19 protein-coding genes and 1 pseudogene are annotated in these 23123 nt (G+C 52.7%); 9 read left to right on the top strand and 11 right to left on the bottom strand.

Annotated features, from left to right (window positions below; translation table 11 throughout):
• Window positions 1-39 precede the first annotated feature (39 nt).
• Both LU684_RS07685 and LU684_RS07680 read left to right on the top strand, forming a co-directional pair.
• Window positions 40-1383: a nucleobase:cation symporter-2 family protein gene (locus LU684_RS07685; protein ID WP_009682464.1), complete on the top strand. Its 1344-nt coding sequence runs from the start codon at window positions 40-42 to the stop codon at window positions 1381-1383.
• Between the two features lie 346 nt (window positions 1384-1729).
• Window positions 1730-2530 carry an outer membrane protein OmpK gene (locus LU684_RS07680; protein ID WP_232894439.1) on the top strand — a complete coding sequence of 267 codons (801 nt, stop codon included), beginning with the start codon at window positions 1730-1732 and terminating at the stop codon, window positions 2528-2530.
• Between the two features lie 94 nt (window positions 2531-2624).
• Here the strand turns inward: LU684_RS07680 and LU684_RS07675 are convergent, their stop codons facing one another.
• The 5 genes from LU684_RS07675 to LU684_RS07655 form a co-directional block, all read right to left on the bottom strand.
• Window positions 2625-3614 carry an isopenicillin N synthase family dioxygenase gene (locus LU684_RS07675; protein ID WP_009682462.1) on the bottom strand — a complete coding sequence of 330 codons (990 nt, stop codon included), beginning with the start codon at window positions 3612-3614 and terminating at the stop codon, window positions 2625-2627.
• A gap of 120 nt (window positions 3615-3734) precedes the next feature.
• The gene (locus tag LU684_RS07670) at window positions 3735-4379 is read right to left on the bottom strand and encodes a glutathione S-transferase family protein (RefSeq protein WP_232894438.1); all 645 of its coding nucleotides are present in this window, start codon (window positions 4377-4379) and stop codon (window positions 3735-3737) included.
• 10 nt (window positions 4380-4389) lie between these two features.
• Complete coding sequence (locus tag LU684_RS07665) at window positions 4390-6147, bottom strand: Rieske 2Fe-2S domain-containing protein (protein WP_232894437.1); 1758 nt, start codon at window positions 6145-6147, stop codon at window positions 4390-4392.
• A gap of 23 nt (window positions 6148-6170) precedes the next feature.
• Window positions 6171-7019 (bottom strand): aromatic ring-hydroxylating oxygenase subunit alpha, encoded by an 849-nt coding sequence (locus LU684_RS07660; RefSeq protein ID WP_009682459.1) that lies wholly within the window; start codon window positions 7017-7019, stop codon window positions 6171-6173.
• A gap of 52 nt (window positions 7020-7071) precedes the next feature.
• Window positions 7072-8220, bottom strand: a complete 1149-nt coding sequence (locus LU684_RS07655; protein WP_232107112.1) for a sugar phosphate isomerase/epimerase — start codon at window positions 8218-8220, stop codon at window positions 7072-7074.
• A 305-nt stretch (window positions 8221-8525) separates the two neighbouring features.
• Here LU684_RS07655 and LU684_RS07650 point away from each other — a divergent pair, with 305 nt between their 5' ends.
• Together LU684_RS07650 and LU684_RS07645 are read left to right on the top strand one after the other, a co-directional pair.
• Window positions 8526-9473 (top strand): LysR family transcriptional regulator, encoded by a 948-nt coding sequence (locus tag LU684_RS07650; protein ID WP_054890492.1) that lies wholly within the window; start codon window positions 8526-8528, stop codon window positions 9471-9473.
• A gap of 95 nt (window positions 9474-9568) precedes the next feature.
• A complete protein-coding gene (locus tag LU684_RS07645) occupies window positions 9569-10567 on the top strand; it encodes an isopenicillin N synthase family dioxygenase (RefSeq protein WP_197864806.1) in 999 nt (332 codons plus the stop codon).
• Window positions 10568-11045: 478 nt separating this feature from the next.
• Here LU684_RS07645 and hpxO read toward each other — a convergent pair whose 3' ends face one another.
• Complete coding sequence (gene hpxO / locus LU684_RS07640) at window positions 11046-12299, bottom strand: FAD-dependent urate hydroxylase HpxO (protein ID WP_232894436.1); 1254 nt, start codon at window positions 12297-12299, stop codon at window positions 11046-11048.
• A gap of 117 nt (window positions 12300-12416) precedes the next feature.
• Window positions 12417-13448, bottom strand: coding sequence for an aromatic ring-hydroxylating oxygenase subunit alpha (locus LU684_RS07635; RefSeq protein WP_232894422.1), 1032 nt, complete (start codon window positions 13446-13448; stop codon window positions 12417-12419).
• A gap of 134 nt (window positions 13449-13582) precedes the next feature.
• On the opposite strand from LU684_RS07635, the pseudogene LU684_RS07630 reads away from it, so the two are divergent.
• The 3 genes and pseudogenes from LU684_RS07630 to LU684_RS07620 all read left to right on the top strand — a co-directional run.
• Window positions 13583-13762: pseudogene (locus LU684_RS07630) on the top strand (helix-turn-helix domain-containing protein); the annotation flags it as partial.
• Between the two features lie 18 nt (window positions 13763-13780).
• A complete protein-coding gene (locus tag LU684_RS07625) occupies window positions 13781-14494 on the top strand; it encodes a LysR substrate-binding domain-containing protein (protein ID WP_232107120.1) in 714 nt (237 codons plus the stop codon).
• Window positions 14490-14966, top strand: a complete 477-nt coding sequence (locus LU684_RS07620) for a sigma 54-interacting transcriptional regulator (RefSeq protein ID WP_132476520.1) — start codon at window positions 14490-14492, stop codon at window positions 14964-14966. Before LU684_RS07625 ends, LU684_RS07620 begins: the two co-directional genes overlap by 5 nt.
• A gap of 92 nt (window positions 14967-15058) precedes the next feature.
• Here LU684_RS07620 and LU684_RS07615 read toward each other — a convergent pair whose 3' ends face one another.
• A complete protein-coding gene (locus LU684_RS07615; RefSeq protein ID WP_232894421.1) occupies window positions 15059-15799 on the bottom strand; it encodes a hypothetical protein in 741 nt (246 codons plus the stop codon).
• A 221-nt stretch (window positions 15800-16020) separates the two neighbouring features.
• On the opposite strand from LU684_RS07615, the gene LU684_RS07610 reads away from it, so the two are divergent.
• Window positions 16021-16782 carry a hypothetical protein gene (locus tag LU684_RS07610; protein ID WP_232894419.1) on the top strand — a complete coding sequence of 254 codons (762 nt, stop codon included), beginning with the start codon at window positions 16021-16023 and terminating at the stop codon, window positions 16780-16782.
• Between the two features lie 187 nt (window positions 16783-16969).
• The gene (locus LU684_RS07605) at window positions 16970-17800 is read left to right on the top strand and encodes a DUF3825 domain-containing protein (RefSeq protein WP_232894417.1); all 831 of its coding nucleotides are present in this window, start codon (window positions 16970-16972) and stop codon (window positions 17798-17800) included.
• A gap of 213 nt (window positions 17801-18013) precedes the next feature.
• On the opposite strand, the gene LU684_RS07600 is transcribed toward LU684_RS07605, so the two are convergent.
• The 3 genes from LU684_RS07600 to iteA form a co-directional block, all read right to left on the bottom strand.
• Window positions 18014-19474, bottom strand: coding sequence for an RES domain-containing protein (locus LU684_RS07600; RefSeq protein WP_232894416.1), 1461 nt, complete (start codon window positions 19472-19474; stop codon window positions 18014-18016).
• Between the two features lie 155 nt (window positions 19475-19629).
• Window positions 19630-21912: a S8 family anti-phage peptidase IteS gene (iteS, locus tag LU684_RS07595; RefSeq protein ID WP_232894410.1), complete on the bottom strand. Its 2283-nt coding sequence runs from the start codon at window positions 21910-21912 to the stop codon at window positions 19630-19632.
• Entirely contained in the window at window positions 21863-23041 is a 1179-nt protein-coding gene (gene iteA, locus LU684_RS07590; RefSeq protein ID WP_232894409.1) for an anti-phage ATPase IteA, read from the bottom strand. The genes iteS and iteA overlap by 50 nt, the downstream gene beginning before the upstream one ends.
• Window positions 23042-23123 lie beyond the last annotated feature (82 nt).

The following is a 23123-nucleotide window of genomic DNA, read 5'->3' as shown; positions in this document are numbered from 1 at the left end:
CAGTTGCCATAAGCAAGGAGCCCCACAGCGCAGGTCTGTATGAAGAACTCTCCACCTAGAAATAATGCGCGCTTCATTTCAATGCTCTTAATGGCATGCCAGCACGTAATGGTGATGTACGCCGGTGCCGTGGCGATTCCATTGGTGCTGGGTGCGGCGCTTGGATTGTCTAAGGCCGACATCGCTTTTCTAATCAACGCCGACCTATTCGCGTGCGGGATCGTCACGATCATTCAAGCGTTAGGTGTGGGGCCAATAGGTATTCGCATGCCTGTAATGATGGGGGTAACGTTCACAGCTATTGGCCCCATGATTGCAATCGGTTCCGACGCTACAGTGGGCTTGTCGGGAATCTTTGGGGCTACCATCGCTGCTGGTTTGTTCGGCTTGGCTGTCGCGCCATTGGTGGGGAAACTTCTGCGTTTTTTCCCGCCCGTGGTGACGGGAACAGAGATCGTCGCAGTAGGACTTTCGCTAATGTCCGTAGCTGCCGCTTGGTCTGGCGGCGGCTTTGGGAATCCGGACTTTGGTCGACCTCTCTACCTTGGAATCGCTGCCGCAGTGTTGGTCTGTATTCTGCTAATTGTGCGGTATGCCAAGGGTTTTCTGAATAACATATCTGTACTTCTAGGGCTAGTATTTGGGTTCGCAGTGGCGGCGGTGGCGGGTTTAGTAAGCCTGGAGGGGATTCAGGAAGCACCAGTGTTCGGGCTTATCAAGCCCTTTCATTTCGGCATACCGACCTTCCATATCTGGCCAATCGCAGCCATGTGCATCGTGATGCTGGTCACCTTCATCGAGTCCACCGGAATGTTCATCGCCCTAGGCGAGATAGTAGAGAAACCAATGGACGAGCGAACGCTGGTTCGGGGTTTTCGTGCTGATGCTGCAGGCACTATGATTGGCGGCATATTCAACACGTTCCCTTACACCTCCTATGCGCAGAACATAGGCCTGGTGAGTATCACCGGGGTACGGAGCCGTTGGGTTTGCGCTTTTGCCGGAATGATACTGATTGTGCTTGGGTTATTTCCGAAGGTCGCGTATTTCGTCGCCTCCATACCTCCTTTTGTGTTGGGTGGTGCGGGCATTGTAATGTTCGGCATGGTGACTGCTAGCGGGATGAAGGTCTTGGCTCGGGTAGACTTCAAGAAAGTGGGCAACCTTTATATAGTGGCGATCAGCCTTGCGGTAGGCCTGCTGCCGGTAGTGTCTCCGCAATTCTTCAATAAGTTACCGTCTGCGTTAGGGCCTATTCTTGAAAGTCCTATTCTACTAACCGCGATCGTCGCCACTCTCCTTAATTTGTTCTTCAATGGAGTAGCTGCGAAACCAATGCGTCAAGGATCCGAATCAACTCCTGCTCAATCGCAAACTCTATAAAGTAGAACTCAGTAATGTTGATAAATGTTTTAGAAAATATGAAGTGGTACCTGCCTTAATGCTCCCAGGTCAGGATTGCGCTTAGCGACCGTTATCGGTCGCTTTTTTTTGCCTCTCAAACTCCCGATTATTATGGGGCGCGGCCGCACCATCACGTTGCAAGAGAGAGAGATTATCCCGCACCGTAATACGCCGCCATTTATTTATATGCTCTCACACAGCGCAAAAGATTTTTTTATGTGTTGATTTCGTCGGTAAAATCTGCGCAATAGAGTGTTTAGCTGGCCCCATACTTGCTATGTATAAATAGCTGATCGCTCGGTCAGTTTTATATATTGGAGGTAAGATGGAAGTTAATAAGTTGGTCGCTGCGGTAGGCTCTGCTGGGCTGCTGGGTATCACTTGTCTCCCACTATCTGCATTTGCAGACATGAATTGGCATAGCGACAGCCTTACATACCAATATGGTAAAGAGTTCAAAGTCGATGCCAAGACTGTTCAGACCATCACCTATGAACATTTTAGCGATTGGTCGTGGGGCGACGTGTATTTTTTCATTGATAACAACTGGTATCCAGGAGGTGGGACCTACAATGACGGGCATCATTCTATCTACAGTGAGGCGGCGCCGCGTCTTTCACTTGGCAAAATGTTCAACAGCAACCTTGCCTTTGGTCCGATCAAGGATGTGCTAATCGCAACAAGCATTGAATGGGATAAGAACGACCGGAACGGTTCACACGATCAGGTCAATTATCTACTAGGCCCGGGATTTGATCTCGCTCTTCCAGGATTCGATTATTTCCAGATAAATTTCTATTACCGCAAGCCAGATGGCGGCGCCGCGCCCTCTGGTCAATGGCAGATTACTCCAAGCTGGGCTTATACGATTCCGATGGGACGCTCCGATCTTGTTATCGATGGTTATTTGGACTGGGTAGTCAATAACAAGGGGAGCTACCATCGCAATTTGCTCTTCAATCCCCAGGTAAAATATGACATTGGCAAGTATCTAGGCTATAAAGCGAAGCACTTCTATGCAGGTATCGAGTATAATAATTGGTCTAACAAGTACGCCATTAAGAGTACCAAGGAGTTCAATACCAATCAGAATGTGACAAGCCTGATTGTGAAATACTATTTTTAACTATAGTGGCGGGCTGGTAGTTCGCCATTTATAGTTGGCAGAGCCAGAAATTAAAAAGGCCACCCGAGGGTGGCCTTTGCATTCCGGCGAGTGATTATACCGTGGCTTTGGTGACGCCGAACGTCTTGTCGAACATCGCAGCAATGTGCCCCCCAACCGTGATAGGTGCCGGGTAGGTAGTGTCAGGCTTGCGAAGTGACGGTACTACTTCGACCTCGTAGTAGTAATCCAGGTCAAAGAAGGTAGGAATCGAGTAACGCGCGGCGTCTTGTCTCGCGTTGAAGACCCGATGCATGGTGGAGTGATACAGGCCATCCGTTAGCAACGGAACCATGTCGCCCAGATTCACAACGAAAGTACCATCAATGTAGGGGGCTTTCAGCCATTCCCCGTCGGCATTACGTACCTCCAGACCACCCACTTCATCCTGCAGCAGGAGAGTGATTAGACCCCAGTCGGTGTGTGCGCCGGCACCCAGCTGATTTTCACGAGCATCGGCCGGCTGACTTGGATAGTGAAGCATCCGAGTGATGATCATTGGTTCCTTGAGACCTTCGTCGAAAAAGTCTTCAGGCAGTTGCAGTGATAGCGCGAGTAAGCGAACCAGCCTACGGCCGAGTAGATCCATGTACTGCATGTAATCTTCGGTATGCTGACGAAAACGTGGATTCCCTTCTGGCCATTGATTGGGGCCATGGTAAGGAGTCTTGCGCTGAACATGGGGATGCGCCTCGGTTAGCTCTCGCCCCAAAAGGAACCCTTCCTTCAAATCGGGTGGCGAACCCTCGTCCAAGGTTTGTGCCGCGATAGGCTCATAGCCACGCAGACAACTCGATTTCTTAGAGTTAATTCGCATCTTATCTTCAAGCGGAGTTCGGAAATAATCTTTGGCCACCGCGAATTGCGCCTGTTGCAGCTCTAACGGAACGCCGTGGTTTTTAATGTAAAAAAAACCAGTCTGTCGAGCAGCTTTATGAATTTCCCAGGCTACTGCCTTGCGTTTTTCAATATCGTGAGAAAAGCTGTCGAGCAAATCGATAACAGGAATGTTCTTTGCCACTGATGGCGGGGTGTAAATGACCATTTCCAAGCCTCATTCAGCCAAATGTTTTAGTAGCAAGGCAGCGTTTCAAATTGAATCGGTTTGGCACGAATTTTCGGGCGCCGATGCTCGGCTCGGCGCTTCGCCCAGTGCCAATCCTGATTAGTGCGGTGCGTCTCCTGCTGGGAAAATCCCCGACATTACTGTAAATCCAGGAACTCGCTTGACTGCATCCAGCCACAAACGTACGGAGGGATAATCTTGCAGGCATAGTCCTGCTTCGTCGGCCATCGCTACATACGGAAAACAGGCAATGTCAGCCACAGTCGCATGTGCCAACGGGCATAAATAATTGAAGCCCTGTTGACGCTGCATCCAAAGATGCTTATCCATTACATTCAGCAGATCGTAAGCGCGAGAGCGGCAACTCTCAGCATCGAAGTCGTACATGAAAAGCTCGTGCAACCGAGCAGCTGAGATGGACCCAGTCAAACTGTCCGCGAATGCTAGCCAGATCTGGATATCTCCAAGCACGTCGGGGCGATTGACCGGATACCATTGACGCGTCGAGTCATACATCGCAGCGAGATGAACCAATATCGCCTGGGAGTCTCGAATGGTTTTTTCACCATCCTGCAAAACTGGCAATTGCCCCATCGGATTAATTCTCAGAAATGCTGGGGTTTTATGTTCCCGCCTTGGGTAAAACTCCACAACCTCGGTCTTGTATTTTAGACCTAGAATCGACATCATTAATCGGACTTTGAAGCAATTGCCAGACAACTCGAAATCGTAAAGTTTTAACATGGGGCACCGATTAAATATTCAACACCAGCTTCTTGGAATTACAGCCCGACACACATGGCATGATTAATTTCCCACTTTCCTTCTCTTTGGCGGAAAGGTAGACGTCTTCATGATTTATATCGCCACTGATAACAGGGGTAACGCAAGCCCCGCAGACGCCTTGCTCGCAGGAGTAATCTATTGTTATGCCGTGATCCAGACACGCCTTTAGAAGTGTTTGCCCTGGTTCGACGGTGAACTCTTGGCCTGTAGAATTTATTGCGACTTGGTACCCGGTCGTTGTGGTGGCGGGGACTGAGCCTGTGGAAGGCGTCAGACCAAAGTACTCGAAGTGAATCTGCTCTCGGGTAAACCCCGCTTGCTGAGCAACTGTAGCCACCAACTCGATCATCTGTTGTGGACCACAAACGTACACATCGTGCTTGTCGCTATCCACCGACTGCAACAGTTCAGTGATCGTTCGTTGGGTCCCAAGGACATCCAATCCTAGATAAGGTGGATGATCACTGGCCAAGGTAGCGATTCGATCCGGGAAGGCGATATGTTGCTCACCTCGCGCCAGGTAATGAAAACCATAGGGGCGCCCTACGTACTGCAGATGCAAAGCCATCGCCAAGATCGGTGTGACCCCAATGCCACCCGCGATCAGCAATGGTGTGCGGCCAGGCGGCTGTAGGATGAACTGGTTTCGTGGTAGTGAGACCAGGATTTTGGTGCCGACGTGCACATCAGCGTGCATGCTGCGCGAGCCGCCTCGTGAGTTCACTTCATGCTTGACTCCGATCACCAGGACGTCCCGTTCCTCCGGGGTGTTCACTAAAGAATACTGGCGTAGGTGTCGGGAGGGCGTGAGCACGCTGACATGCATTCCCGGTTCGAGATCGAATTGTTGTGGCTCGTCAGGCGTGAGCCAATAAGAGTCAATGTCCGGAGTTTCACTACGACGTGACGTCACGGTGCACCAGAACTGGTGGTTCGCTGTAGCCTTGCGTGTTGCCGCCACTGGTACGGCATCAGATGCAATCAGTCGGACAGGGGGAGCCGCGACGTTGCTAGTGCTCTCCCGCGCGGGCAAGAACAAATTTCCCAGAATATCAATGAAAGTCGACTTACGCTCTAAGGACACGGGTTGGTTAGAGAAAAGGCGAGCATGAATTACTGCTCGTCCATCCGACTCCGGCTGCACGAACAGCCGTAGGGTGTCCAAAAGGCCTGCGCACTTCAGGTCTATAATAAGGCCGGTGGCCAGCACCTGAACCCCATCGGTAGAACTGCCCAAAACAGGAGCGAATAACGTTGCTGCTTCTTTGAGCAAGCCTGCGGCTGCAGTGGCGCTCATGGGAACAGTATGACTGCGTAGGTTGCTCGCTACGGCTGCATCGATCGGTGCAGAGTTGTTCGGTTTGTGTTCAGATCCAGCGGCCTCAAGCCGAGCAAAAACTACACCGTCCACCTCCGTACACTGGAACGTGCGAACGCATGCAGTGCTAGGTTTTGCGCCGGGATGTGCCGGTACAAAGGAGCACTGCCCCGAGCCGCTCTCGTATTTCCAGCCGTGGTATTGGCATTTGAGCTGGTCGCCGACATTCACGCCTAGGCTTAACCGCACACCACGGTGTGGGCAACGATTCTCCCATACGTTTACTTCACCTGCGTCGTCACGCCAGACGGCAAGCTCCTGGCCAAGCAGACGTGTCTGGTACACATGCCTGAACGGCAAGTCTTCAGAGCTGGCAATCACGTGCCATTGTTGATTCAACGAAACCATATCTCATCACCTGCTAATACAGCTCACCCTCGGGTGGTGCCGAACGTCACGTTTCTGTCATTAAGCCAGCGTCGATAGGCACTGGAGAGTGCATCCGCTCGCACGGGGGTTTCATGTCTTGGATTAAGGGGCAAGGCCTTGGGGACTTGGTTTATCAGGATCATGATGTCCTGCCCGAAAATGCGCTGCTGAAAGTCGCGCAGTTGTTTGTCGGTATTGATGTCGTCCAGGTAGCACATGATCGTGTGAGCGATGCTGCTCTCCTGATCCACCGGCTGCACGAAAAGTCCAAGCACATCCAAGCGGTTGGCATCGATCACACATGTTTTGTAGAGGATGGCAATGAAAGGGCGAGCTATCCGGTAGACGTATTGCATCTCCACCGGCTCGCTCGCAGCTGCTGACCCCTTGGGCTGCGGGAAACGACAATTGACTGCCCGAATTTCATCAGCCGCTTCATCTATTTCGACATCGTAAGCGGCAACCTCGGTCAGGGGCTCCGCGCCAAGAATGTCGGTATGAACAAACGGAAAATGCGCCATGTCGAGAAAGTTCTCGATAACCCTCAGTCCTGACGTAGCTACTCGGATCGAGCCTGCGCTGACCACTCTGCGGTCCGCTTCCGCGAACTCCGGTATCGCAATGACGTCCCTAGGGTTATCGCTTAGTGACACCCAAAGCAGACCATAAATGCTCTTGGACGCTAGCTCCGCCGTGTTATCTGCCAGCCCGGCGGATACAGTGCCATCTGCAAGTTGGTACCAGATCTCCGTCCCTAAAATTCGAGTGTGGTATTTCCGGCCGCTGACTGTCTCGGCCAGCGCCCCGACGGGATACCAGTCGTCGATTACAAAGCTGTTTTCTGCGTGCATGAAAATGCCTTCTGAAGCCCGGCGCACCGTGGAGTGACCGGGGCAGTCACGGTTATTGGGCCCGGTACTGGGCAACGAATTCGGTAGGTGAAACAGCACTGCGGGCTTGATGGACAGCCGCACGCTCGGCATACAGCTCACGAACGAAGTTCGCGTAGGCGCAGCTGTCAGCGAACATGTTGTATTTCCAGCCTAGGCCGTAGGCGTTCAGATTGATGTTGTCGATGGTCATCAGCGACAGCGAGGTGTCGTCACTTTGCAGATACGCATCGATGACTTTGCGGGTCACTTCTTTGGTGCAAGCCAACTTGTGCGCATGCCACATATCGGTGTGCCATTCCCCCTTGGCTGGACGCTCGAATGGGTACTGAATAGATCGACCTGGGCGGTCAATACCTTTCGCGTCCCAAGGGCCAGTCTCAAAGCCCCACCAGTTCAATGGGCCGTTCGGTGCTGCTGGCCGCATCTGCGCCCAGTGCACTAGGTTGCGGCTAAGCCATTGATCTGCGTAGCTATCGGAATTGAACGGGTCAAGCATCGCAATGGCCTCGTTATCTCCGCGCATCTGTGAAACCGCGTGCTCGACCTCATTTTCAATCTTGAAGATGCAGTGGCTGTAATCCATCGCCATGTTGAATGGCACACCGCGAGCCTCAACCAGATCGGCTACTTCCAGCACTCGCCGGTAGTCTTCTGACCACATGTCAACGTGGTTTTCGAAGGTGATGATGACCCCAGATTTGGCAGCGTATTCATAAGCGTCGAGGTAGCAGGCAGCCACTTCCTCATTGGTGACGTAGTGGCCGTCCTTGTGTTTGGCCCAAACCATGAAGTTGTGGTACTTGCCGCCTACTTCTACGGTGAGATCCAGGTTTTCCCTGATGACTGCCTCATCGAGCCCCAAGGTGTAGCAGCCACTGCCCGACAGTACCGGCAGATCGTAGAGTTGGCTGCCCTTGATGTACTCGTCCAGCTCCTGACGATTGTTCGGAATACGGTCAATGAAGTCCCAGACTTGGGCTTCCTTTACCAGCTTGAACTGCTCGAGTATAGGCAGTTCGACCAGGGAAACTGGCCGCTGCATGGACGACGCTTGAATGCCGAGACCGGCACATCCCAGCTTGAACATCTTTTTCATATGTTGATCCCCTATCGCGTGAGCCAGAGTCAAAGGCCATTTGCTGTCATCATCAAATTTCATGGCTTTCCAGATACACAATCTGGTATACCAGTTATACCGATGTCAAAGCACTTCCTGTGCCAATTCACTTGATTGATAGGGCTAGCCCTCTATTTGACTGGTCGGACAGCTTTTGATGAAAGCGTCCGAAGATTCTTGGCGAGGCTTTTAGCGCCAAAGAGGTGCGCCAATCTTCTTTTGTGATTCAGATTGGTGCGCTGGTGAGGTGTATGTCTGCTTGCGCACGCGTGCTACCTCCAGTCTTTGCCCTAGCATCGCTTGGGCTGAAGACCTTTAAGCCCGCATAGTGATTTGAGGGATTAACAATGGCTCGCCGTTTAAAGTTTCACTCAATTGCCGTCACCTACTTCGACATGGTCCGCCGTTGCGAGTCCATCCGCGAAGCCGCGCGGCGTTTGAATGTCGCCTCATCAGCGGTGAACCGTCAGATACTTAAGCTCGAGGATGATATTGGTGCACCCCTGTTCGATCGGCTCAATTCCGGCCTCCGATTGACGCCCGCTGGCGAGTTATTTGCACGTCACATCGGTGTGGTTTTGCATGACGTTGAAAGGCTGCGCGCAGAGTTTGACGCGATGGAGGGGCTGCGTGCTGGGCATGTAGAAGTGGTAACGGTTGAGACGCTGGCGGTCGACCTCTTACCAACGGTGATGGAGATAATGCATCAGCGTTATCCAAGGGTGACTATTGGGGTTTCTCTCTGCGGTGCCGATGGCATTCCTGACGCGATCGTTACAGGAGACGCTGACCTTGGTTTGGCGTTTGCACTGCCCAGACACGAAGAGCTTCAGCAGCTAGCCCTCGGGCATTTTCGACTTGGAGCAATAGTGCCCCCAGGGCATCCATTAGGTGCAAGGGTTCAAGTTAGTTTCGGTGCTTGCGCAGATTACGATCTCATTCTCGGCAAACCTGAGTTATCGACTCGCCACCGATTGGCGGCCTTGCTAAAGGCAGCGAATATTCCAGGCAAAGCCCGAATTGAGTCTGGCTCACTCGAACTTGCTAAGCAGATGGTGCTCCGGGGCCGTGGCATCGCTTTCCAGACCAGATTTGGTATTGAGGCGCAAATGGAGGCGAAGCTGCTAAAAATGCTGCCGTTAACGGATGGCGGCGGGGTTTTTTGCGATCTTGGGTTGTATAAGCGGGCGGGTCGTTATATCCCGACTGCCGTTGATGCCTTTGCCAGAATTCTCGCAGACGAGATTTTGCTCCGCGAGCGCCAAGAGGCCGCTGATTACGGGGCTCCTGGCTAGCGCTGCCAAAAAGGCATCAGCGAGAGCGATATTCGATGCTTTTCGTATGCGGCTCAACCGATGACACTAAAAGTCTTCAAGCAGGAGTTGCTCCCATGACAAACGCTCAACTCGTACCAACAACCATTGAAATCTCGGATACGGCTGCATCGCTGCCGATCATCGATATGTCCGGACTGCGCTCATCGAACCTCGCTGTACGCGCAAAGGTAGGCCGGCAAATCGGTGAGGCTTGCCGCGATAAAGGGTTCTTTTATGTGACCGGTCACGAGATATCTTCGGAGCTCCAGCAGCGAGTCATCGACCAGGCAGCGAAGCTGTTTGCACTGGCCCCCGAAGAAAAAGCCAAGGTTGATAAGTCGCTCTCTCAAGCAAATCGAGGCTACGAGCCGCTGCGCAATCAGGTGCTTGAGGCCGGGGCGCCTGCCGATGTTAAAGAGGGATTTTATATCGGGCAGGATAAGCCACTCGACCACCCTGATGTTTTGAACGGAAAGTTCAACCAAGGTCCAAACCTCTGGCCAGAAGCCTTGCCTGAGTTTCGTGCAACGATGGAGCAGTACCAATGGGAACTGGAGGGTGTAGCGCAACTGTTGATGCAAGGCGTCGCGTTGTCCCTGGGTCTTCCTGAGCAGCACTTTGCTGGCTTCTGCCACGACGCGATGACGACCTTGCGGTTGCTCCATTATCCGCCCCAGTCACCTTCGGCAGCACCAGGTGAAAAAGGTTGCGGAGCACACACCGATTGGGGCGGCCTGACGCTACTACTGCAGGACGATAATTCGGGCTTGCAGGTTTGGGATCAGGAAAGTAACGGCTGGATCTGGGCTATGCCTGTGCCTGGTTCCTACGTGGTGAACATAGGCGACCTGATTTCGCGTTGGACCAACGATCTGTATCGCTCGACCTTGCATCGGGTAGTCAATCTGTCAGGGAACGAGCGTTACTCAGTGCCATATTTCTATTCTGGGAATGTTGATCACAAGATCGAGTGTATCCAGCAATGTCTGATTCCAGGAGAGTCGCCTAAGTACCCGGTGATCACTGTCGAGGACCACTACAAAAACATGTTCCGCAAAACCTACGCCATGTAATGCGGTCTGCACGGCCAGCGCGATCGCACTGGCCTTTATCCAGCCATTCTGACAATGCCCCGCACGAAGCTTTGGGACGATGAAACACTTGCGCCTGAATGGGAATGGTCACCGGCTGGGCTTGACGGCAGCTTTTGCGAGGTATGCCGGGCACCAACTGAAAGTGGACCTCGTGTAGAGCGGCCCCTGGAGCAATCACGGTTGGACCTATCAGCATGAGCAGTCGAGATCGCTACTCGAACGTATGCGTTCGGCGAACCCACCTCCAAACTCCAGCATCAAGGGCGATGGTGTCCGCCCTTGCACAGGTACAATCCAGGTCGCAGGTGAAGGTTATCTGGTTGAACGCATGGTTCGATCGGTAATGACGCAGATGCCACCCATGACCTGATCGACCAGGCGCCTATGCGTCTGAAGAGACTTTCAAGGGAGATCATTACTGCCTCAGATTGCGCAGGCAGGGTTGGCCACTTCCGGATCAGCCGAGTACCATTTCCCCGCCTCCTAGGGTAGTTTTGACGATCCCCGCAATTACACGTTGCCCTGTCTCCTGCGCGAGCTCCTGATACCAAGCTTGCGTATGCGCCGGGCTTCTTCCGTGGGTCAGTTCTGACCGGCTACGGGCACGCAGCATGATCTGCGCGGTGCGATCGACACGAGCGGTGTTGTAGAGGTCAAGCGCGGCTACGACATCAGCGGCTCTTAGCTCCAGGCATTTGGCAAGTACCCAGGCATCCTCCATAGCCTGACAGCCTCCTTGGCCCAGGTCAGGCGCCATGGGGTGCGCCGCATCGCCCAGCAGAACTACCCTGCCTTTGACGAAGCTGGTGATTGGCGCTATGTCGTGGATTTCGACGCGGCTGACGATGGAGGTATCCATACGCTCTATTAGGGCTTGCACTGGAGGAGCCCAGTCTTCGAAGTGGCTGTACAGCTCTTCACGGTAGCGTTCCCGCACATAGAGAGTTCCAGCGGGAAGTGGTACATCGAAAAAGAAGTAGAACTGGCCGTTGCCGATAGGCATGAGCGAAACGCGTTTTTGGTCACCGACAAACTGGGTCCACTCGGCAGCAGAAGCAAGATCGTCGCTAGCGTCCACGCGCCCATTCCAGTTGACATAGCCGCAGTAGTCACGCGCTACTTCGCAGCCAGCCACGTAGTTGCGCAGCCGCGAGTGGGTACCGTCAGCGGCCACCACAAGATCGGCCTGGATGCGCTGGCCATCGGAGAGCTTCACCAGCACACCGCCCTCCTGAACCTCGACACTGTCGCAGCTCACACTCAGAGTGACGTTCTCAGCGCCACAGGCATTCAGCAGGACTTTCTGCAAGGCTGTACGGGCGATGGGGCAAGCGCGCTGCTCGACGGACTTATATAGCGGTTCGAGGCTGAAGCGGGTTAGCAGGGCACCTTTGTGCGTGCTGTAACTCATGGTGTCCATGCTACCGCTGAAGCTTTTGATCTCATCTCCGAGACCAAGCTTTTCTAGGATATTGACGCCGTTGGGCCAGACGGAGATCGCAGCGCCTGCAGGTGTCAGCTCTGCAACCCGATCGAACAGCCGTACGCGATGTCCGTGACGTTGCAGGGCAATACCCGCCGTTAGCCCACCGATGCCTGCGCCGATGATGACGATATCCAACGACTTCGAGTTAGAAGGTGAAAGAGTCATTGCGAACGCACCAAAGATGAAGAGATGAAAAGATCGCTTGGGCTGATTGTTCCTGGTCATTTGCCAGTGTGAATTGGGAGAGCACCTCCACCAGCACTGGTTAGTGTCCGCGCCCCGGGACACGGGTAGCATGCCACGCATGCTCCCCACGTCTATTCAGGTAAAACAATCGCGTACTTAGCTCAGGAAGAACTGGCTTAGTCCTTGGCTACGCAACCCTTTGCGATAGGCAATCGAGCTCATGTCCGCCGGAATGTGCACTTCTAGAGATGGATCGAGTGGCAGACGCTCCGGTTTTTGAGCTTCGACGATAAGACGATCCTCTTCGAACACCTGAAAGTTGAAGCTATGAACGTCCTCTACAGGAATATGCTTGTCAAAATTACGCGCGATCGGGGCAAACATTCGCGTGTATTTCGCCGACACGGGGGAAGCCGCATTCATGATCACCAGCCGACCATCGTTCGGAAAGTGCACCGTCAGAGTAGCCGTGAACGGCAGGTGTACCTCGAAGTGTCTCAGCCAAATGAAATCAGCAGGAATGTCAGCCTCTACGCCGATCGGGTAGTTTGCCACTGTGCTTAGATAGCGAACTTCGAAACCTTGAGGTGTTTCTTCGGGACGATAGGCAGGAACCTCAACGTTGTTCGGATTGCCAAAAGTGTCCGTGTGAACGAAGCCAAAATGAGCGACATCAAGGAAGCCCTCAAGCTGACGCCCTGCAAATGCCTTAACGTCGAAAGCTGGGCAAACAATTTGCTGAAACCCTGCATCCTCCCAATGAGGCATGTTCGGTATGTCGACTTGATCGTTCTGAGGATCGAGGCACGTCCAGATCAGTCCATAACGCTCGACCGCAGGATACGTGTAAAGCTGCATACGGCTTGGGATGGATCCATTGGGGCTTGCCGGAACCTTGTTGCACTTGCCTCCGTGACCGAAGCGCAAGCCGTGGTACGGACAAACCACTCCTTGGCCGTCGCTCTTCCCCATACTCAGCGGAACACCACGATGCGGGCATACGTCCCGCGCCACGATCAACTCTTCGCCTATCCGATAAACCACAAGCGGCTCGTCGAGAAGCATCGCTTTGATCGGCTCAACGCCCACTGTGATTGATTCGGCGATTGGGTACCAATGCGAAGCGAGAATGCGCCAGTCACTTTCGACAAAAGTGCAATTGAGTGGAAGAGTACGGTCTTTGATCATGGGACATAAGCCTCGTCAGCTGCCATAACGGTCTGAAAAGCGCGCTCTGAGGCGCTTCGGTATGGACTTTAAGATCACGGCGTGATGAACTCAAACATCGATTTCTCATCATCGCGTTGCAAAAAACACAACACATGTTCCCTTTCTCTCGATTCACCCGGTACTTTCTCGAGGTCACTCAGCACCGCAGCATTCGCCGAGCGGCGGAGGTTTTGCACGTCTCTGCCTCGGCTATTGATCGGCAGATTCTTAAGGTTGAGGAAGAGCTTGGAGTGCCCTTATTTGAGCGACTCCCAAGCGGTTTGAGGCTTACGTCCGCGGGCGAATTAGTATTGGCGAATGCCCGTCAGTGGCAGAAAGAATATGCTCGAACTCGTGAGCAGATCGACGAGATGCAAGGGTTGCGCCGCGGTCATATCGATATTGGATTGATCGACGCGCTTAGTGAGGGAATGGTGGCTGAAGCCATCTCGTCTCTCATGCAGCAGTACCCGGGCCTCACATTTGGTATGAAGGTTGCTGACAGCCAGAATGTCGCAAAAATGATTGCCTCTGCTGAGGTGGACTTCGGCTTCGTTCTGGATGCTGTTGCGGGGGCTGAGCTGTCGGTGACCGCGAGTGCGGTGATCAAGATGGGTGTTGCCATGCCCACTTCCCATCCACTGGCGGGAAGGAAAAGCCTACGTCTGAGCGATACTCAGGATGTGACAGTGATCTTCCCTGCTGCTCCCTTGGTTGTACAAAAGCACGTGCATGCGCTTCACGATCATTTGAGGCTTGATGTTCGGCAGCGAGTAGCGTGCAACGATTTGCGTATGATGCGTTCGTTAATTCGCGCCGGCGTGGGGGTGGGGATTCTGTCCTGGTTGGATGTCGCAAGCGAAGTAGAAGCGCAAACCATTGCCTTCGTTCCTCTTGACGGTATCCACGTCAGTCATCCAGTTCTTTCCATTTGTGTAGCTCCTCATCGCCAACTCTCACGTGCGGCACTGTTGGCATTATCGAATCTACAGAAACGTATGGCCGACCTGATTAGATCTCATTAATCGAAGCATTTCTGTGGACTTCCGGCTGGTAAGTGCATCATTACGTGAGTTGGACCGATTGATCCACGAGCAAGGTTTTCGTGAGGATTTGTACTACCGAATTAATGGCATGCGAGTGGTGATCGCACCGCTTCGCGAGCGTCAGGATATTCCCGAACTTATTAAGAAGTTGTTGCAGCAGCTCTCGCCAAACGAGCCCAAACAACTATCAAGCGAGGCTATGCGTGCGGTCGCCGGATATCGCTGGCCAGGCAACGTCCGGCAGTTGCAACAGGCGTTGAAAGTGGCCGCAATTCTAGGCGCAGACAGTCCGTGCATCGAGATCGATCATTTTTCCCCTGATTTGCAACAAGTACTCCGGCCATGCATTTCCCAGTCCGCTCCCTCGACACTGCAGGCGATCGAATGGGATGTGATCCAAAATACTCTTCGCCAATACAATGGCAACATGTCCGCCACCGCGAAGGCGTAGCGGAGAGTGGTCTCTGGCCATGAGTTTGAGGATGTCATTAAGTACCACAGCAAGGACGTTGTATTAAGTGTGATCACTCGACTTGAGAATCTTCACGCTACTGGCGTTTTCAACCCCAACCCTCCCCCGTTTGGTAATGCAAGGGTGCGGCCAGCCTTTGGTAGCGGAGAGTGGTCTCGATTCATCGCAGCGGCAATCCTGCAGAGTTTCAGCATTTTATGCGGAAAACGTGCGGCTCGACGGCCTTCATGAGTGGACAGCAGAAGCGCTACAGCCTCAGACACGCGAGAGGTGAGGCCTACTACAGGAAGAGTGGGGTGAGCGGGATCAGTATAAGTATCAAACTGTCCACTGATCATCTTTTTTGCGAAACCTTGGGTTGGGCACAAAAAGTGCCTTATTAATTCTGCGCATGGAATGCGTACGGTGAAATGTGATCCTCTACACAAAACATAATTGGTGAAGGCCATGAACGACCTGTGTGGTTTTTTTGAGCGGGAAACTTTGGCTTTAATTTGCTCGGTCGTAAGGTGCTTTCGGCAAATTACTAGTTTTGATTTCTTAGGGAAAATGTAGCGAGTCTGGCGAAGTCGAGGATTTATGCTTATTTTTTGGCCATTTTGCCACAGAGATCCAGGTCTTACTTTCATCAAGGCAATGAATGGCAAAGAGAAACTTTTCACCATCCGCTTTGCCGAGCCCCCGCTGTTGTTTCCACTGAAGCAAAAGAACTCGAGCCTTATCGATGCGGGATCATTGTCAATGAAGCTCACCTCACGTACACCGAGAATTTCCCATACGGCGGAATCCTCCGCCAGCGCTTCAACGAACACAGCTCAACCTACGTAAATTCTCATTTAAAAATAGAATTTATCACATGCTCATAGAATTTCTCATTTAACGATGTGTTTTACACCCATCGATAAATGCAAATACCCAGCAAAGCATGATAATTTCCATCTTTATCTGATAATGACGCTTTGGTAGCACTGTGTATTTTATCCCCCAGCTATCGGATGACACTCGCACCTGGGAGATCCTTGGAATCAGAGATGTGAGCTTCAATGATGGAGACCCGTCGGCCCTTTCTCTGCAGTTCTTCTGCTTCAGTGACGAAGATCCCCCTGCCCGATCCAAACGATGCGTCAGCGTGTTAAATCTGCCGTTAATGGCGATAAAACATGTGAAACCAGGCTCTCGGTGGAAAAATGGAGAGCAATTAAAGTCCACAACTACAAGGTATCTTCAGGCACGACCTGTGGATCCGGTAAAGGCAAAGCTTCGCACCTGTAAAAAACACTACACTGAGAAGGAACTTGTCAGAAAGCTTTCCAATGCCAGAGATCCGCACTTAGCGTTTACAAAACAAATCACCCACATGTTTTACAGAGGACCACATTTCACAGTTCGAATACCTTGCTCAGAGCTTATTAGGTATTTCCTATTCCCCACACTCAGATATGGCAAAGCAATAATGACAGGGCAATTCGAAGATTTTTTATCTTTTAGCGGCCCCAGTAGAACCGCACCAAAAAATCGCGCAACTAAAAACGAGATATCAACCACAGATTTTTTATTATCTACTGCTGAAGGTATCAGAGCTGCTCGACATCCATTCAAAATGCTAAAAATACTAAACATCAATCGTATGATGCGACGAGGACATTCGCCCATTTGCTTGGCCGCGATTTTTCCAACCGCAAATTATTCATACCTGAAAATGAAAGTGACCGCAGGGACATCCCAAGACACCGTAGCAGTGCAAATTTACAAAATCCTCATAGACAAACACAATCAACACTCGGCGAAATTATAAAAACCCTAAATATAAACTTGCAGCCAACTTTCGCCAACAAACCACCAGCTATATAAACGGATTTTTTATAGCCAAACATTATAAAAATCCACCTGAGATATTGCTTAAATACAATTATTTACTGATAGCATGGCTAGATGATATCGACGCCAGCTATGGAGTCGTCCTCAATAAAACAGGGACTGTTATGTACGAAAGCCTATTTCGCCGCTACAAAGACCAAGACCCAAAAACAATTTTTGCTCATTTCGCCTGGAAAGGTGACATCGGTGAAACTTGGGAGTCCCCTTTTCAGAAGCTTTCTGAGAAAGCAAAAAAAGAACAGTGGAACTTCGATAAGCCTGAATTCAAACGACCAGGGGTAGAGTTCCCGATCATCGCGAGCTATCTCAACTATACGTTTTTACGCCTTCAACAACAGTCTAAAATCAAACTTTCTGCTGACGAAACTAAAGCGTGCATAAATACAGGCTTGCAGACCCCTGAAGGCAAAGATCTATTCGCTACCTTTTACAAAAACCCGAATGCGACCGAGCGAAATCAACCAGACTGGACATTATTCGGGTATTTTGATGCGTATTCTGACAAGGTCAGGGACTTCGAACCTCTCCCGGACATTGCCACATATATTGATGACCCTAGCGAATTGGTTTTTGACCATAGGCTGGAACTAGAGATTGACTTCAAACACATCCTTACAGACAACATAGATCGCCTGCCAGATGTACTAAAAGGAAACTCAGCTCTAGCTCGAAACGCTGTAGAGGGGGCCATTAGGCAACTCAAAGAGCGACTGAAACGCAATTACAAGCTTGCAGTTCCGCACTGGTACAACGAACGCATCCAACTGCTGCTTCCGCTTAGCATCACTGACGATAATGAAGCAGATGTAGCTTTGGTGGCCGAGAAAGATTTAGCTAGAAACAAATATATGGTGAGAACAATTCTAACCATGGACATGGCATATTTGGATGCTCGAATCATATGCGCGCCGGACAGGATGTGGCTCAACCCTTAATGTTGGTCGATTAAGGTCCTCACGCAGGACCTTTTTAATTGCTGTAGACCGACTGGATAGATCTGAATGAGCTCTGGGAGGGGTAACGAACCATAAGGTTCGTTGTTCACCTTCGAGAAATCCCTTCCGCCAAAAATTATCTAAGCAATAACTGCCGTGAATTTGTGCTGCTCTTCGTACATCCCAGCGAAACGATGGCGCACGCCGCTACGACTAAAAATCTCCAGGAGGCGAATCGAGTTCCGATCTCTCTCGGTGAGTACCGTGACTGACGAAGACCCGATCGGGACTGGTTTCTACACACACAGCTTTGACGGTATGCACTACGATCGAATCGATCACTAGCTGCAGGGTATTTTTCCTTTCCGTCTTGAGCAGCCAATTAGGCTCAAAGGGGGTGATGGGCTGCCCACGCTTTTGCTTGGACGGTTCCTCCGGCTGGCTGATGTGAATGGAGTAGGACGGATAGCTGTCCTCCGTCTCTGGATCGAAGTCCATGAGGCCTGCAGTGACACGGGTGCCCTGTGGGTATTGGAGCTTTTCCACCAAGGATGCCTTGTGAAAGAGCACAACGTTTTCGCCCACGCCATCTTGAACCGAAGGGAAAATGATGCCGTCTAGTGAAGGTTGCTTGAGCGATGCCAGATAGTCCGCGATCGCTTGGGTCATCAAGTACTCACGCTCCTGCTCATTGGGCATGACTGGCAAAATCAGCAGCTTGGTCAGGGTCCGCAGAAAACCAACCCGCTCTACCTCTCGCGTGTATGCCGGATCAAAAAGGCTTCCGCTGCAGGTGACCGTTTCCAGGCTGCGCAGATCAAGCAGCTTCAATGGCCGGGTAAATAGGAAGTTGGCCACTACGACCTTGCTTCCAACCGCAGGCCGAACCTCCGCCAGAGCAGAACTGGCATCTTTGGCCCCATAGAAAACCGAAATACCGGACGCGTTCATCCGATTGGCGCGAGCGATAGATCCGTCAGGTGGACCAAGCTCTTTTACCGGATCCTGTAGCGCCTTCTTCAGATCATTTTGACTTTGGAATTCTCTGGCTCGGTAAACCCCTAGGAGCTCTGTTCCGGGCCCAGCATCAACGATCGGAACGGTGCCGTGATGGGTCCTCGCCTGATCCAGCCCCGCGAATACGCTGTCAAAGAGCTTCAGTACTTCTTGATTACAGAGTCTGCTCTCGTATTTCAGCGCCATTTCTAGCCGACGCCATTGCACATGCCAGTGAACGCTTTTGGCGTTGGTTCTCTCGTAGCATGATTCCGGGTCGAACTCATTTTCCCCTTCACAAGGATCACCAGGGTCATATGATGCGTGTCGTTCGTTCAGGACCGCTAACAGGTCTTCACCTACCTCGGGCTCACAGCAGGTGATGCCGGTGATGACATCTAGGACAGGTTCGCCGTCTCGGTACCAGTCGTACCCCATCTCCTTGTCTCTCATTAGGGCCGACTCAAAATCGCTCGGCTCTGATGGCGTGCGCTCAAAGTGTGCTTCGAACGCCTCCTCGACAAGATCTGCCAACTCCTCTAAGGCAACGCAGGCAACGTCTGCTTCCTCACAGTAGCTGCAACCGCCATTCGCTTTCGACTCGATCAGCTGCTGCAGATAGTCCTCTGTCACGCACGATGCGCAGACTTTTTTGCTTTCATCATCATGCTTGCGCATCGCCTACAGCTCTCCTAAACGTTCGGACCTGCCAGCCAAAACCTGGGACTGGATCCTATGCTATTCGCTGGGCGGGTGAGAAAAAAACCGCCCCCTCAAACAGGCCCTCACAACGTGGGCTACGGTTACTCGGTAAAGATGAAGGGACCTCATCCTCAGCGATTAACAACGTTAATGGGCACGCGCAGAGGCAGTGGCGTATTGACCCAGTTCCTCTGCGCGAGCGCGCGCATGCCTGCAGCCCGTACGCGCAGATCGCCATCGAGCGACCTTACAGTGACGATGATGTGCACCGGCAAGGCTTCCGTGAGCGCAGGTTCATAGGCACGCAAAAGCGCAGACGCCTGCAGCCCCCAGACATTACCAGCTACCCCTCGCGGGAAGGCCTTACGATGAACCTTCACCGGAGACCACTTGCTGCCGCTTGAGATTTGTGCGCTTTCGTAGCCGCTTTGGCCTTCCTCGCTCTCCATCGGCACTTTGCCGGTGATGTTGTCGCCTTCGATCGTGCCGAAGCTCAACTCAACGTTTGCTCGTACATACTCGCTACCTGCGTTAGGGTCCAGGGGCGGCGCGTAAACGGCAGTCATGATAATTTCGCCGCGGAATTTTCCATCCTCGATCAGGACATCTGGCATAGGATAAGGCGATTTTCTCCAGCGCATATTTCCAGGAACTAAATTCGCTTGGAAAACGAGGGTGAAGCAGTCGTCCGAATCGTAGAGGGCCCTCAACACGTCATCGGGGCGGCCAGCACCAAAGTACCGACGCTGGTAGGAGTCATAATCCGGTGACGCCAGTTGTGCCGAATGGATCATGAGCGCCTTGACCAGCGATGGTGAGGGGCTGGGATTGGGACGCCCCGCCAGAGCCTGCCAAGCATGGGCAGCCATACATGAGGCTAACGGCGCGGCATAACTCGTGCCGAACGAGGAGTACAAGTGTCCCTGCGGAGCCAGGACTTTGAGACTCGATGTACCAGCGGCCCAAGGGGCGTGGACACCACCGCCAACATGAGCCAGGTCAGGCTTAGGCGTGAAAACAGGGCCAGGACCACAGCGTGAATACGGGGCCGGATGCCCGGCTGCGGTGAGGCCGTCGATTGCATCGATATGCACTACCGAAGCGACGGTCAGCGAGCGCACGGACTCACCGGGTGTGGAGATCCTGTCCTTGAGCGCTGATGGAGTCGGCCAATTACGACGGGGAAGGTCGTTGTAATTTCCCGCTGCCACGACGAAGAGAACCTGATACTTGTCGCTCAGCTCATCGAGCGTCATCGATAGGTCACTAAAGTTACTCTCGTCGCATGGATCCCCACCAACGGACAGGTTCCAGATCTTCACATCAGGCCGTCGACGTACGGCCTCCTGCAGTCGAAGCTCCAGGTCGCTCATGTGTGACCCAGTTGCCTCAAGGGCGCAGACGTCATGAATGAAAGCCGGCGTTGACGGAATCCATGCGTGCTTATCGTTGTAGAAAGACCCCGCAGCGACCAACGATGCCACTGCGGTGCCATGCTCATAATTAGTGTCTGGCGGAAGGACGTAGGTGTCGTGTGACTTCACATACGCCGCGATTGGCGATCTGTCTTTGCTTACACCTGTGTCGAACACCGCTACAGTCGGCAACGCTATTTCCTGAGCGGAAGCTTGAGTAGCACTCGTACCGCTTTGAGGGACAACTACCGTGTTCCGCGGATGGAAAACCGGCTCGGCATAAATCGTACGAATTCCCGGCAAGTCCAGAAGCACATCGAGCCCGCTGTCGCCGACACCGTCCAAATCCTGGATGCCAATGATAGGTAGTCCGCGGCCTTGGGCAATCTCGATAAATGGCAGAGAAAGCGACTTTAACGTACTCAGCACGGACTCGAAGTTGAGCTCGTTCAAGCTATCGTGCTGATACTGAAATAGCCTCATAACAGCTCGTCCATGTTCCAGCAGCTGCTGGCTACCCTGAGGGTTTCGACGCTTACGATCCCAGGGTTCAATCGATTCAATCGCGCTTAGATTGCAGCGGATTGCCTGGGTATTCCGCTTGAGAATGACTCGATTGAACTGGGTCAAGCTGCTGGCAGAAGCACCGACCAGCATCTCATCGATCCTGGCATGACCAGCCGGTTCCAGCTCGGCCTCTTGGGCAAGCTGAACAGGCCGGTGGCTTTTGGCGATGCCGGTATCTCGGAGCTTGAGAACCAAGTGCGAGAGTGCTTGGGGATGAAGCGTCTGCTCGTGAGAAAGTGCACTGGAGGCTTGAATTAGAGCTTTCGAAAGAGCGGCGCGGTATGCGTCATCGACGACTACGAGCTCTTTGCCGCCGCCTCCACCAGTCCGCTCAATCGAAGAGAGGTCTTTTGCCTGAAACGGAATGTGTATGAAAGGGTTTTCAACCCTCGCATTCAACGACTCCCGAGCGGGTACATTCTTGCGAGCCACTGCCGATCTCCTCCTTGAGGATCTTTCTTATTTGCCTAGTCGACAGGTCGTACAGTCTTCCAAGTGTCCTCAGAGAGAAGTACCTGGGCGCCCATCCATTAAGCCACCGAATTTCTGACTCGACAGTAGATAGCACTCGGCCAGCACCTAGCGCAAGATTCAAACCCAGGCGGCGAAGAAGATCGTCCTCGTCAATGGCTGACTGATTCGAAAGAACGACCGCTCGTTTGGTGTCGAGGCATACCTGCTCAATATTAGCCCCGGTTATCCCCTTCGAGACCTTGGCTAGGTTGTCCAGATCCAGAGTTTCCGAACTGAACGGCTCCAAGTATTGCTTCCAAAGCAATTTGCGCAGATACCCATCCGGCTCAGCCATGGGAATGCGGAAGCTGAAGCGACGCCAGATAGCAGGATCGAGTAGCTGGTCATGGTTGGTAGCCGCCACGATGATGGTGCTCTCCGGGACCGCATCGATGTTCTGCAACAACGAGATCACCACACGCTGCAGCTCACCGACATCCCTCTCGTTACCGCGGGCACCGGCCAACGCATCGAATTCATCCAGGAAGAGAACGCATGGCTGCTGCTGCGAATATTCGAACACCCGCCGAAGATTTCGGCTGGTCTGGCCAAGGAGGCTGCTCACCAAGGTGTCACAACGCACGGTCAGCAAAGGCAGCTCCAAGTGCGCAGCGACATAACGCGCAAGCTTGGTTTTTCCGGTGCCAGGTGGGCCATAAGTCAGAAGGCGGCAGGCCGTGGCAGCTCCCACACGCGCCAAATCGTCAAACCGGCGAATATTGGCCAGAAACTCACCCACTCGGCTCGCCACCGCGCTCGAAAGCAGCAGCGACTCCTTATCCAGCGCGGGGCTACTCACATCCACCGTGTGCAAATGACTTTCACCATCGGTGGGCAAGTTGGAGAAGCTGAAACCATTGGCGGCATCCTGGGCGGTTGCAAGCGCAGTGGGTGCGCGTGCCAGTCGCTCTCTAATCATGCGCGCCTGGCGTCTGTCGCCATCGCTTTCAAGCTTGTCGGCCAGAAGGCCGGCATAGTTCGAAGCCATGCTGGCATTCGCCTTGAGGGCCCCATCTAGGATCTTCAAGATTTCAGAGAGGTATTCCACGGGATGATTCGCTCACGGGGTAAACTGTTTCGGAATTGCGCGAGAGTGTAGCGCATTAGGCAAAAACCGTTACGCTTTTATG

The sequence above is a fragment of the Pseudomonas sp. NMI542_15 genome, assembly GCF_021283425.1.
GTDB lineage: Bacteria > Pseudomonadota > Gammaproteobacteria > Pseudomonadales > Pseudomonadaceae > Aquipseudomonas > Aquipseudomonas fortuita.
Note: the sequence above shows the minus strand (reverse complement) of the source record. Positions and strands in the feature narration are given on the sequence as shown.